This window comes from Fibrivirga algicola (genome assembly GCF_011742925.1).
GTDB lineage: Bacteria > Bacteroidota > Bacteroidia > Cytophagales > Spirosomataceae > Fibrella > Fibrella algicola.
Genome location: NZ_WAEL01000003.1, coordinates 186030 through 200435 on the forward strand (window position 1 = coordinate 186030; position 14406 = coordinate 200435).

The window sequence follows — 14406 nt, forward strand, 5'->3', positions numbered from 1 at the left end:
TGACCATGGTTCGCCTTGTCAGACGGGTTATCCTGACTCCTCACGATTCAATTTGTTACAAACAGTAGTAAGATGAAAAAGACATTAACAAAAGGGGCGAGTGTACTGCTCATCCTGACTGTAATTTCCATAGCCTGTAAAGATTCGTTCCTCGATGTAACTCCTGCGGGCCAGTTGCTTAACACATCGTTGACAACGAACAACGGCCTACAGGGTCTGCTGATCAGTACGTATGCTCAGCTCAATGGACGCGGTTACTCGCAAACGGCCAGCCCTACCAACTGGGTGTACGGCAGCATTATGGGCGGCGATGCCAATAAGGGTTCTGATCCATCGGATTTCAATGCTATCACGCCTTTCGAAACGTACCTGATCAACGCATCCAGCGCAGAGTTGAATGCGCGCTGGCAGGCCCTGTATGAAGGTGTTAGCCGGGCTAACTCGGTTATTCGCCTGCTTCCATCTGCAGATCCGACCGTAACGGCCGCCCTCAAGCAGCAACTATCGGGGGAATCTCGCTTCCTGCGTGGTCTCTATTATTTTGATTTGAAGCGGACGTTTAATATGGTGCCCTACGTTGACGAAACGGTTGATTATGGCTCTGATTTTGGCGCTACCATCAAAGCAATCCCGAACAATACAGACATCTGGCCAAAGATTGAGGCTGACTTCAAATTCGCCTACGATAACCTGGCCGAAACAAACACGCAGGCCGGTCGGGCCAACAAATGGGCAGCAGCGGCTTATCTGGCACGTACCTATATGTACCAGAAAAAGTATGCTGAAGCTAAGGCGTTGTATGACCTGATTGTGGCCAACGGTAAAACGACGAATGGTAAAAAGTACGGCTTGGTACCTCAATACGCACAGGTGTTCAACGCGGCCAATGAAAACAGTGAAGAAGCCGTTTTCTCGACGCAAAACGTGGCCAATGCCGGTAGCTCAGATGCGGCTTCTGGCGACCTGAACTTGAACTACCCGTACAGTGCGGGTATCGGGGCAACCTGCTGTGACTTCTTTAAGCCTAGCTTCGATATGGCCAACTCGTTCCGGACTAATGCAAACGGACTTCCTATCGATATTGCACAGGCCAACGGTGCATATGACAACGCTACCAACGAGTTGAAGACGGATATGGGCCTGTTGCCCGGCGACGCTTTCACACCCGACACTCGCTCAGTTGACCCACGCCTCGATCATACGGTTGGCCGCCGGGGTATTCCCTATCTCGACTATGGCCCGTTTACCAGCGCCTGGACTCGTAACCAGTCGTTTGGTGGTCCTTACTCGACCAAAAAGTATGTCTTCTACCTAGCTCAGCAGGGCAAAGTAGCCGACGTATCAAACTGGACGAAAGGCTGGTCGGCAACGAACATCGTACTGATGCGGTATTCGGATGTACTCCTGATGGCGGCCGAAGCCGAAGTTGAGGTTGGTAGCCTACAAACGGCCATGAATTACGTAAACCAGGTACGTACCCGGGCGGCTAACCCAGCCGGCTTTGTTACCACCAATGATGGCAAACCCGCTGCTAACTACGTGATCAGCCCGTACCCAGCGGCTTCATTTGTCAACAAAGAGATTGCCCGGTCGACGGTCCGTTTCGAGCGTAAGATCGAATTGGCCGAAGAAGGTCAGCGGTTCTTTGATCTGGTTCGGTGGGAAATTGCCGCGCCAACGCTCAATGCATTCCTGGCTTACGAAAAAGGAAAGCTCTCGAATGCCTACAGCGGTGCCGTGTTCACAGCAGGTAAGAACGAATATTTACCATTGCCACAAACCCAGATCGATTTGCAGGGAACGGGCGTGCTGAAGCAGAATCCGGGTTACAATTAATCAGGTACATTACCCAATGAAAAAGGGCCAGCTTCTCACGAGGCTGGCCCTTTTTTTAGTTAGCAGCGAGGGGGGCTGCTACAGCGCAAGCCTACACCAATTCGAAAGCAGTGTAACCAGTTCTGGTACGAGCATAAAAAAGGGGCCGACGAAATCGCCAGCCCCTTTTTTCACTGAATGGACTATGTACTTATCTTAGAAACCGGGGTTCTGCTTCAGGATGTCTTTACCCTGAATGTCGATTTGTGTCTGTGGTACAGGCAGTAACTCGTTTTTGTTCGGCGTAAACTTCGCACCGCCCAGGGTTGTTGGCAGACGGCCTGCGGCACCTTCATAGGTCAGGTACGCGTTGATCGTTTCGGCAGCAACACCCCAACGAACGAGGTCGAAGAAACGGTGACCTTCATCACCCAATTCTAAACGACGCTCGAAGCGAACAGCTCTCGTAGCCGAAGCCTTCGATGCAAATTCAGACGCAGGGTATTCAGTAATCACATACTTGGCAGCAGGCGCACCTGCTTTCGTTACGAAACCGGCTGGATTAGCCGCCCGCTTACGAACCATGTTCGTGTATTCCAATGCCTTGGTCAGCGAACCTACTTCAATTTCGCACTCAGCGGCCATCAGCAGCACATCGGCAAAACGAATTAGAGGTACGTTCAGAGCTGAGTAACCGGGCGTCCATGAGCTGTTGTCCTGCAAAGAACCTACGTCCGACTTATAATACGTAAACTTCTTAGGTGAGTATGGACCACCGTTAGGCTGGTTCCGAATCCAGTCGGCACCAGGGTGATCCTGCCAATCCAGGTATGGAATACCACGACGGCCAACTGTGTGGTCGAGGCGTGGGTCGAGGTTACCGGCATCTGGCGTGAACGTGTCTTTCGACAGCACACCCATATCTGTTTTAACGGCATTGGCCGTTGCATTGTAGGTGCCATCGAGCAGCGGCAGGCCATTGGCGTTGGTACGGAATGAGTTCACATACTCAAAGCTTGGCTGGTTGAAACCGCAGCAGTTACCCGGACCGTTAGGCCCCGTGTTATACGGGAAGTTCAGGTCAAACTCTGGGTTAGCGTTGTTCACGTTACCAGTATTGGCAGCAGCCTGAATGGCAAAGATCGACTCTTCGTTGTTGTCGTTCGATGCTCTAAACAGGTCAGAATAGCGTGGTACTAGACCGTACTTCTTACCGTTCGACGTTTTACCGTTGGCGATAATCAGATCGAACAGCGCTTTCGCTTCGGTATATTTTTTCTGATAGAGATACACCTTAGCCAACTGCGAAGCAGCAGCCCACTTGTTCACCCGGCCTGTAGCCGATTGAGTTTCTGGCAGGTTATCGTAAGCAAACTTAGTGTCAGCTTCAATTTTAGGCCATAGGTTCACTCCATTTGTTACTTTCTCGATACCGGTACCATAATCAACGGTTTCGTCGATATAAGGAGCTCCATCGCCAAACAACCGCTTCAAATCGAAGTAGTATAATCCGCGCAGGAAGCGGGTCTCGGCGGCAACTCGGGTCTGATCGGCAGCCGACATGTCTGCAGGGGCGTTTTTCAAGAGATTCAGTGTCGTATTACAACGGCTGATACCCTCGTATTTACGCTGCCACGTACCTCCGATTTCACCACTGCTAGAGTTTGTCTCGAAGCGCTGATGCGGGTTGATCGATGAGAAGTCACCTGGGTCAGTGCCTTTGTTGGCGTCACCGCCACGAATACCGCCCCACACCCAGTTAGAGAATGATGCCAGCCGGTCGCCACGGCCATTCAGAATCGAGTAGGCGGCAATCAGTGAGCCTTCGATACCTGACTTAGAGCTAAGCTGAGCACCGGCCAACTGTCCTGTTACAGGCACTTCCAGGAAAGTGTCTTTACACGAAACAGTCACCAAACTCAGGGCAGTAGTGGCACCCAGAATTAAGAATTTTATATTGTTTCTCATTGTATGATTTTGTTAAACGGATTTAAAGAATCCTCGTTTTTAGAATGCCAGCGATACACCACCCAGCACGCTGCGAGTGATTGGGTAGTTACCTACGTCGATTCCGAAGTTGGTGTCAGCGTTACCACCTACACTCGGGTCAAGACCCTGGTATTTAGTGATCGTGAACAAGTTATTGGTTGATACAAACACCCGCATACGCTGTAGTTTAACCTTGCTCAGCAGGCTGCTTGGCAGGTTGTAGCCAACCGACAGGTTCTGCATGCGGAAGTATGAGCCGTCTTCTACATAGTATGAGTTCGACTGTGTGTTGGTGCTGAAGTTAGACGCTGACTCGAAAATGGGTACAGTACCGCTCTTGTTCTCAGGAGACCATGAGTTCTTTACGCGGGCGCTGATGGCAGCACCAGCGAACGAGGGGTAGAAATCGGTGAACCACTTCGATACGTTGAAGATCTTATTACCAATCGATGTATAACCATACATCTCAAGATCAAACGCCTTGTACGTGAACTTCAGGTTCAGACCACCCGTGAAGGTTGGTACCGGGCTACCCAGGTACGTACGGTCTTCAGGAGTGATTTTGCCATCGTTGTTCAGGTCAGCATACCGGAAACGGCCGGGGCCAGCGCCCTCCTGCGTAGGAGCGGCACTTACCTCTTCTTTGCTCTGGAACAGACCCAGCACCTTGTAACCATAGAATGACGACAGGGAGTAGTTCAGTTGGTTACGGATCGGGTTAATGCCACGGAAACCTGGGTCTACCGTAGTCAGGTAGGTTAGGCCGGGAGCCAGCGCAACAATTTTATTGCTCAGGAAGCTGGCGGTAACATTAGCTTCGTAGCCTACTTCTGATGCGATCCGGCCACGACCGATCACCTGCAGGTCAATACCCTGGTTGCGCATCTCACCGATGTTTACCGCCGGAGCTGCCGCGTACGTACCGATTACGTCAGGAATGGGCACCTGGAAGAGCAGGTCTTTGGTGTCTTTCCGCCACAGGTCAAGAATCACCTCTAACCGGTTGTTGAAGAATGAACCATCAATACCAATGTTGCTGGTGATCGACGTTTCCCACTTCGCGTTGGCGTTACCAATCCGTGACCGGTAGTAGCCTTCCACTGTGCTTGAGTTCGATCCGTTGATATCGTAAGCTGAGTTACCCAGGCTAGCTGCATATAAGCTGAACTGGTTGTTTGGGTCTACGTTGTTTGAGTTACCCATCAAACCGTAACCACCACGAACTTTCAGATCCGTAACCCAGGGCACATTCTTCATGAATGGCTCAGATGACAAACGCCAGGCAACAGATGCCGCCGGGAACACCCCGTAGCGATTGTTGGCACCAAACCGGCTTGAGCCGTCACGACGCATTACACCGGTAAAGATGTACTTGTCGTTGTAAACATAGTTTACGCGACCAAACAGCGAATAGAAGTTTACACCTTTAAACTGACCGCTACCGACGTTACGACCTGTAGCTGATACGGTGTTCAGGGTAATGAAGTTTGGATCGATCGAGAACGGGTTTTGACCGTTACCATTGATGTTGCGGCCTGCGCCGGTATTCAGGGCTTCCTGACCAACGATTACATCTAATCCGTGTACGCCAAACTTGCGCTTATAAGCAGCCGTGTTGGTGAATGTCCAGCCAAATGAGTAGCCACCACCTTCGCCATAGCCAAACGCCGAGTTGTTTTCCGAGTTTTCGTACTGCAACCGCGTGTAGTTATAGTTGTAGAAGTTGTTGTACTGACCACCTACGCTGCTACGCAGTGTTAAGAACTCAATTGGCTCTACTTCAAGGTAGATGTTACCGAAACCGTTGGCGTTGAACGCACGGTTGTCTTTCTGTCCGGCCCGGTTGGCAACGGGGTTACGTGGGTTGTTAAAGCCCTTTGCTGCTGTTCCTGCATAGCCACCAAATTCGTCATAAACCGGAATGATCGATGGCATCCGGAACGCCTGTAGTACGTCGTTTTCGTCAGCGGCTACACCCTGACCGCCGTTACCACCACCCTGGCCATTGATAGACAGGTACGTGAACTGGAGGTTTTCACCGATGCGAACATTCTTCGTGATATCAAACTCCGTGTTTGCCCGGAATGTGTACCGCTTGAAATCGTTGTTTAACAGGATACCCTTCTGATCCTGCGCGCTGAAGCCAACATAATAGCGGGCGGCTTCGCCGCTACCCGAGAAACCGAAGCCATGACGCTGAACCGGCGCAACGCGGGTTATCTCTTTGTACCAGTCGGTACCAGCCTTGTTTGCCTTTACTACCTGATAGATAGAGCCAGCTGCCGGATTTATATTGTACTTGAGTTTGGCAGCGGCCAGATCAACCGAGCCAACTACACCCGCTGCACCGCCTACGTTAATGTAATCAGGAATAACGGGGGTTGAGCCAGTACCAAACTGTGGGTGGCTATAGGCAACAGTTGTTCCATTTTGAAACGCCGTGTTGCGGAACTGACGCCATGTCCAGTCAGCAAATTCAGTTGGGTTCAACATCTCCTGCCCTTTGCCCGGATCGGTAGCACCATACTGACCGTCATACGTCACCTGCATTTTGCGCGGTGTCTTTGAGCCCTTACGAGTTGTGATTACAATTACACCGTTGGCTGCACGTGCTCCATAAATCGAAGCTGCCGCAGCATCTTTCAGTACCGTTGTCGTTTCCACGTCATCGGGAGCCACAATGTTTACCGAACCAACCGGAACGCCATCAACTACGTACAAAGGCTCGTTACCACCGAAGGCACCAAAACCACGAACACGTACCTGGCTGGCTGTACCTGGCTGACCGTTTGAGATAACGGTTACACCCGATACACGACCCTGTAACTGCTGCTCTACGTTACCTGATGGCTGTGCCTGCAAAGCCCGCGCTTTAACCGTTGAAACGGCACCTGTTACTGTTCTGCGGTCGTCAGTGGTATAACCCGTGACCACAACTTCATTCAGCACGGAAGCATCTTCGGCCAACGTTACATCTAAATTAGTACGGCTGCCTACAGTTAGCTCCTGCGATTTGTAGCCTATACCAGAAAAGATAAGTACGTCCGTATTTCCCCGCAGATTCAGACTGTACCCGCCGTTTGCATCCGTAGATGTACCGGTTGAGGTGCCTTTAATAACTACGTTAATGCCCGGGATCCCGCCATCGGGTCCGGAAACACGTCCAGTGACGCGCCGGCTCTGAGCAAACGTGCTGACTCCCAGTAGGAATAGCACTATGCTTAGACAAGTAATTTGTAGAAGCTTACTTCTCATGTAAGTAGAGGGTTTAAAAAATGTAAATTAACTGAGTAAGTATATTCTTGGTTTTAATCAAAAATATACCAGGTACTTTATAAAATTGCTAAGCGCAAAAATATGTGCTTTTACTCTATTTTTTAAATGTGTAAGACAATTTTGATGTAAATCTGGATAAAATTGTTCTGGTTTGAAACTTGATTGGCGTAATACACATCATTATTACTCCGTATTTATACTCCATACAAAGCATTTGTTCCGTGTTTGTCACAATGCATTTTCGTTATATCAGTCAAGCACTTGCTGCAAGTCTAACTGTGCTGCTTACTGCCTGCGAGGTTGGGCATAAACCATTATTTTCATTACTTCCTGCTCAGGATACAGGGATCAACTTTGCCAACCGAATTGTCGACAACGACACCATGAACATTGTCGATTTCGAATACATTTATAATGGTGGCGGAGTGGCCCTCGGTGATTTTGATAACGACGGGCGAACGGATGTTTTCTTTACTGGCAACCAGGTACCTAACCGACTTTTCATCAATCAAACGGAGCCAGGATCACACGACCTTCGGTTTAAGGATGTGACCACAGCAGCCGGGGTTGGCGGAGCCGGGAAATGGTGCTCAGGCGTATCGATGGTCGATCTCAACAACGACGGGCGCATGGACCTCTATGTGGGGGCTACGGTGAGTAAGGATTCAGTAAAGCGGCAGAACCTACTCTACATCAATCAGGGTGTAAAAAACGGAGTACCGACCTTTACTGAAATGGCTCGTGAATATGGTGTAGCCGACAGTGGGCATACTACCAACGCTGCCTTTTTCGACTATGATAATGACGGTGACCTGGACCTGTATGTGCTCACCAACACCATTGAAGAGCGTAGTCCCGGTGCCTACCATAACAAAGTGGCCGATGGTGCCTCAAAAACAACCGACCGGCTCTATCGCAACGATTTCGATTCCAAACTGGGACATGCCGTATTCACCAACGTCTCGAGGCAGGAAGGCATTCAGATGGAAGGCTATGGTCTTGGCCTCAATATCAGCGACTTAAACCGGGATGGCTGGCGCGATGTCTACGTTACCAACGATTACCTGACAGATGATCTGCTCTGGATAAACCAGCACACCAACGGCCGGCACACAGGCTTTCGGGACGAGGCTGCCCAGTACTTCAAACATACCAGTAGTTCGGCGATGGGTAATGACATTGCCGATATAAACAACGACGGTTTATTGGATGTCGTAGCCGTCGACATGCTACCGCGCGACAATTTCCGGAAGAAGATGCTGGTGGGCCCCAACAATTACCAGACGTACCTGAACAACGAGCAGTATGGGTTCAACTACCAATACGTCCGAAATACGCTGCAGCTAAATCAGGGGCCAAGACCAACTGCGATGAGCCCTGGTACGTCCAGGTCACTGGTGCCTTCCAGTTCGGCCGTCCCCCCTATTCACGTGGAGCGTGGTGCGCCTTTGTTCAGCGAGGTGAGTCTGCTGGCCGATGTGGCTGAAACCGATTGGAGCTGGGCGCCGTCACTTGTCGATTTCGATCATGATGGCAACCGGGATTTACTCATCACTAATGGTTTTCCAAAAGACGTAACAGATCGGGATTTTATCTCGTTTCGGCAGGAGAGCGCTATCGTAACCACTAAGCGATTCCTTCTTGATCAGATTCCCGTAGTTAAAATTGCTAATTATGCGTTTCGCAACAGGGGTGGCGACGTACCTACGTTTGCCGATGTAACAGAAGAGTGGGGCATGAAAACGCCGAGCTTTTCGAACGGAGCAGCCTATGGTGATCTCGACAATGACGGTGACCTCGACTACGTAGTCAACAACATCAACGATTCGGCCTTTGTGTACCGAAACAACCTGATTGAGCAGCAGGGAGCGTCGGCAGCCTACCTGCGGGTGCGCTTCGACGGGCCTGCGCAGAACAAGATGGGCCTGGGTGCCTTTGTAACAATCAGCTACGACACCCGAACCGGCCCGAAAAACCTGAAACAAGTGTACGAGCACAGCCCGTATCGGGGTTACCTGTCTACGGTTGAACCCGTGGCTCATTTCGGGCTGGGTGCCGTTGACCAGATTCGCGAACTACGCGTTGTTTGGCCCGCCCACGACGGCCAACCGGCCCGGCAGCAAACACTCCGAAACATACCCGTTAGTCAGGTGCTTACCCTCCGCCAGTCCGACGCTACAGAAACGCCAACGCCCGATGAACCCGCTCCAACTCCTCTACTCCGCGACGTAACCGATTCGCTGGGGCTTACCCTCACTCATACCGAACCCGAGTTCATCGATTTCAACTCGCAAAAGCTGTTACCACATAAACTCTCGCAGTTTGGACCATCGGTAGCCGTGGGTGATGTCAACGGCGACGGGCTCGACGATGTATTTATTGGAGGCGCTCGAAAACAGCCGGGTCATTTTTTGATGCAGACAAAAGCAGGCGCGTTCATCGAAAAAATGGGCTTACTGCCCGTACAAAACCCCGCCGACAAGCCACAGGAAGATATGGGCACATTGCTGTTCGATGCGGATGGCGATGGCGACCTCGATCTGTACATCGCCAGCGGTAGCGTAGAAGCCGCGGCCAACGATCTGTCCTATCAGGATCGGCTGTATGTTAATGATGGTAAGGGCAACTTCGCACTGGCTTCGGCGGCGCTTCCCGCTAACACAACCAGTAAATCGTGCGTGAAAGCCGCCGACTTCGACCAAGACGGCGACCTCGACCTCTTCATTGGCGGACGGGTCATTCCAGATCAGTACCCTAAGCCAACATCGAGTGTGCTGCTGCGCAATGACAGCAAACCCGGGCAGCCCCGCTTTACCGACGTGACAGCCCAGGTGGCCCCGGCCCTGAACGGCATTGGCCTCATCTGCGATGCGCTCTGGACAGACCCTGACAATGATGGAGACCTCGACCTGATGCTAGCCGGTGAATGGATGCCCCTCACACTGTTGACGAACACCAACGGCAAGCTGAGCAACCAGACAACGATCAGGCAGTTGAGCAACGCTGCGGGCTGGTGGAACTCCATCACGGCGGGTGACTTTGATAATGATGGCGATATGGATTACGTGGCGGGTAACTTAGGTCTCAACGCCCGCATGCGCGCCAATGAACGCCAGCCCGCACGCCTCTACTCTGGTGATTTCGACAATAACGGGTTTTACGATGCCATTCCAACTCTGTTTATTCCAGACGAGACGGGCCAGGTACGTGAGTTCACCTTTCACGGTCGCGACGATCTGATTAAACAGATGATCGTGTTGCGGGGACGGTTTCAGCAGTACAAAGATTTCACCCAGGCCAGCATCGACAAATTGCTGAAGCCCGAAGAACGGAAACAGGCCCTGGTACTCGAGGCCAACGAATTCAGGTCGGTCTACATCGAAAATAAAGGCAACGGCGAATTTGCCACGCGGCCACTCCCCTTGCAGGCCCAACTGGGGCCGCTGTTTGGCATGGTTGCTACCGACGTTGACCACGACGGCCAATTGGATTTACTGGCCGTTGGCAATGATTTTAGCGGTGAGGTGCTGGTTGGCCGCTACGACGCCCTCAACGGGTTGTATCTGCGCGGCAACGGCAAGGGCAACTTCGAGGCACAGGCGATGCAAAAGAGTGGTTTATGTGTGCCCGGAAATGCCAAAGGATTTGTACAACTGGCCGGCGCAACGGGGAAACCCTTGTATCTGGCTACGCAGAACCGGGGACCACTCTTCGTGTTTCAAGGCAACGTACCTACCCAAACCCTGACGCCCAAACTGACCGACGTGGCAGCGCTGGTCACGATGACAAACGGTAAAACCCAGCGGGTTGAACTTCCCTTCGGCAGTTCATTCCTGTCGCAGTCCAGCCGGGCGCTTTGGTTACCCCGTCAGGCAAAGTCGGTCATTTGGATTGACAACAAAGGGCATAAAACAGCGGCTCCACTCCCCTCCTCGCCGTTGCACTAATTCATTGCAGCACCGGTACTACCCACTTTCTTTTCACAGAGGCGTTGCACCGATTAATCGGTGCAACGCCTCTGTTTATGTAGCCTTATAATCGAATAAATCAACGCGTTTACTAGACAAAAAGCCGTTTACAGGAAATAATATTGGGTATTGAACCGCTTTACCACAATTAACCCATGATTTTCTACTGTCTCTCTTTTAATCCTGCCAGTCTATAGAGAACTTTGCTAATACCCTATTCGGGATTACCATCTTCTTACTCCAATCAACATCCATTATGAAGCAATCGCTACGTACATGCCTGTTGTTCCTGGTGTGTCTGAGTCTGTCACTATCGGCAGGCTGGGCACAAACCCGGGAACTTCGAGGCAAGGTCTCTTCATCAGAAGACAACAAACCAATTCCAGGAGCCAGCGTTGTGGTGCTGGGCACCTCGCGCGGCACTACCACCGACGCCGAGGGTAACTACCGTGTTCAGGCCTCTGCCGGTCAAACACTGCGGTTCAGCTATATCGGTACCAAATCGAAAGACGTGGTCATTGCCAACAGTGATGTGGTCAACGTCAGCCTCCAGGCCGATGATAACCAACTGAACGAAGTAGTGGTAACGGCACTGGGCATTAGTCGGAAATCGCGCGAACTGGGGTATGCCGTTACCGAATTGAAGGGCGACGATATTGCTAATTCGCAGCGCGACAACTTCATTAACGCCTTGCAAGGCCGGGTAGCCGGGTTGCAGGTAGGTACGTCGAGCGGCATGCCGGGGGCGTCATCGGGTATTCAGATCCGGGGCGTAAACTCAATCAGCGGGAACAACCAGCCACTATACGTGGTGGATGGGATGCCGATCGATAACCGCACGGCCCAGAACAACCAGTTTGTAGCAGGCGGCATTTCGGGCCAGTCGACCGAGAACCGGAACATCGACTTCTCGAACCGGGCGCAGGACATTAACCCGAACGACATCGAGAACATCACGATCCTGAAAGGGCCTGAAGCCGCGGCGTTGTATGGCGTTGATGCAGCCAACGGCGCCATTCTGATTACTACCAAGAAAGGGAAAGCCGGTCAGGGACGGGTCACCTACACAGGTACGTATACGCTCCAGAAAGTGGGGGCGCTACCTGAAGTTCAGACGGTGTATAGCCAGGGGAACAACGGCGTATCGCAAAACACGAGTTTCAACGCGTTTGGCCCACGCTATGCCGAAAACGTTCAGCTATACGATAATGCCGCTGGTTTTCTGCGCGACGGTATTGGTCAACGGCATAATGTCTCGTTTGATGGCGGCTCGGACCGGTATACCTACCGGCTTTCGGCTGGTTACTTCAATAGTAAAGGTGTTATTCCAACAACCGAGTACAAGCGGCTGAACATCAGCCTGGGCGGCACGGCTAAAATCACCAACAAATTCTCGATCGAGTCGACGCTGCAATACATTAGCACTGACAACATCAAGGTATCGAAAGGAACGAACTCGTTTTTGCTGGGTCTAGTATCATGGCCTGCCAACGACGACATGGCCAACTACCTGAACGCCGATGGCTCGCGCCGGAAGGTAACCACGGCCAGCAGCGAAATTGAAAACCCGTATTTCGACGTGTATAAGAATAAGCTGCGCGACAATGGCAACCGGGCCATTACGAATATCAGCATGAAATACGCGTTCAACGATTGGCTTAATCTGACAGGCCGGGTAGGTCTGGACGTCTACTCGACCCGTTACCTGTTCATGTATCATCCGGAGTCGAACCGGTCAGGTGGCGTTATTGGTGGTGCACTTGATCAAGCCACCGACAACAACCGGACCTTGACGAGTCAATATGTACTATCGGCCAACAAGCAATTCAACAAGCTGAATGTCTCGGGACTGGTAGGTCAGGCGTTGTATGATTTCAACTACAATTCACTGGCAACCCGGGGTGAGAAATTCCTGGACCCTAATTTCGTGTCGATCAATAACACGGACCCCCTCACCCAGAAATCGAGAGAATTTATCCGGCAGCGCCGTCTGATCGGCGTGTTTGGCTCGGCCACGGTGGGCTACAACGATATCGCGTACCTGACTGTAACGGGCCGTAATGACTGGTCATCGACGTTCCCGATAGCATCTCGTTCGTTCTTCTATCCATCGGCTTCGTTTAGCCTTGTGTACACGGATCTGATCCCGGAGGGCAAGTTCCGCAAGGTGCTGAGCTATGCCAAACTGCGTGCCTCAGCGGCACAGGTTGGTAAAGAAGCCCCCGAGTATTCGACCTCACAGGCCTACGAGAGTCAGACTACAACGGGCGGCGGTTTTAGCTACGGCTTCACCGCACCAAACCCATACCTGGTTCCCGAGAAGGTGAACTCGTATGAGATTGGTACAGAAATGAAGTTCTTCAACAATCGCCTGGGCTTCGATGTAGCTTACTACCGGACCGAAAGCCAGAACCAGATCATCCGCGACCTGCGGATCAGCTATGCCACCGGCTTTATTCTGAAGACCATCAACGCGGGCCGTTTGTGGAACCAGGGCCTTGAACTGACGGTAAATGCGGAGCCTGTCCGGGCTAAAGATTTTAGCTGGACAACGAACGTCAACTTCACTAAAACCAGCAGCCGGTTAACCGAACTCCCCGCCGGTCTGCCTGAGTTTTACTCGTCAGACACCTGGATCTTCGGCAACGTTCGCAACGGTATCCGACTGAATGGTCCGCTGACAACGTTTACTGGAAATAGCTATGTACGCAATACAAAAGGTGATATTCTGGTTAGTCCGCTAACGGGCCTTCCGCTGACCGAAACCGTCTGGAACGTGGTTGGCGACCGGAATCCTGATTTTGTAATCGGCTTCGTAAACTCATTTGCTTATAAGAGCTTTGGCTTGAGTTTCGTACTCGATATTCGGAAGGGCGGCGATGTGTTCAACGCAACCGAAGCGTATATGTATAGCCGGGGACTGAGCATGAAGACGCTGGATCGCGAAACACCGTACACCTTCCGAGGCGTGTTGAAAGATGGTCTGGAAAATACCGACACGCCAACGCCGAACACCATTCAGGTGACGCCGTATTACAACAACACGTTTTACTCAGCCCTCTCAGACGAGAACTTCATTGAGCGCAACGTAAGCTGGATGCGCGTGAAAGAGCTGACGCTGCGGTACTCGGTTCCTCCTTCGGCCCTGAGCCGGGCTAACCTGTTTAAGACGGCTAACATCTTCGTGACGGGTAACGACCTGCTGCTGCTGACCAACTATACGGGCGGCGACCCAGGTGTAAACGGCACCAACACCGCCACGGGTGGATCGGGCGGCCAGGGTATCGATTTCGGCAACTTGCCTCTGCCAAAAGTATTCAACGTGGGTATCAGCCTCGGCTTCTAATATTGACACGAC

The 14406-nt window shown here is 51.8% G+C and carries 5 protein-coding genes; 3 read left to right on the forward strand and 2 right to left on the reverse strand.

Annotated elements, in window-relative coordinates; all coding sequences use genetic code 11:
• Positions 1-72 precede the first annotated feature (72 nt).
• Positions 73-1836 carry a RagB/SusD family nutrient uptake outer membrane protein gene (locus F7231_RS09320; protein ID WP_085410797.1) on the forward strand — a complete coding sequence of 588 codons (1764 nt, stop codon included), beginning with the start codon at positions 73-75 and terminating at the stop codon, positions 1834-1836.
• A 195-nt stretch (positions 1837-2031) separates the two neighbouring features.
• On the opposite strand, the gene F7231_RS09325 is transcribed toward F7231_RS09320, so the two are convergent.
• A complete protein-coding gene (locus tag F7231_RS09325; RefSeq protein ID WP_085410798.1) occupies positions 2032-3783 on the reverse strand; it encodes a RagB/SusD family nutrient uptake outer membrane protein in 1752 nt (583 codons plus the stop codon).
• A 39-nt stretch (positions 3784-3822) separates the two neighbouring features.
• The gene (locus tag F7231_RS09330; protein ID WP_166691715.1) at positions 3823-7059 is read right to left on the reverse strand and encodes a SusC/RagA family TonB-linked outer membrane protein; all 3237 of its coding nucleotides are present in this window, start codon (positions 7057-7059) and stop codon (positions 3823-3825) included.
• A 254-nt stretch (positions 7060-7313) separates the two neighbouring features.
• Here F7231_RS09330 and F7231_RS09335 point away from each other — a divergent pair, with 254 nt between their 5' ends.
• Entirely contained in the window at positions 7314-11027 is a 3714-nt protein-coding gene (locus F7231_RS09335) for a CRTAC1 family protein (RefSeq protein ID WP_166691716.1), read from the forward strand.
• A 277-nt stretch (positions 11028-11304) separates the two neighbouring features.
• Positions 11305-14394, forward strand: a complete 3090-nt coding sequence (locus tag F7231_RS09340; RefSeq protein WP_166691717.1) for a SusC/RagA family TonB-linked outer membrane protein — start codon at positions 11305-11307, stop codon at positions 14392-14394.
• Positions 14395-14406: the final 12 nt, after the last annotated feature.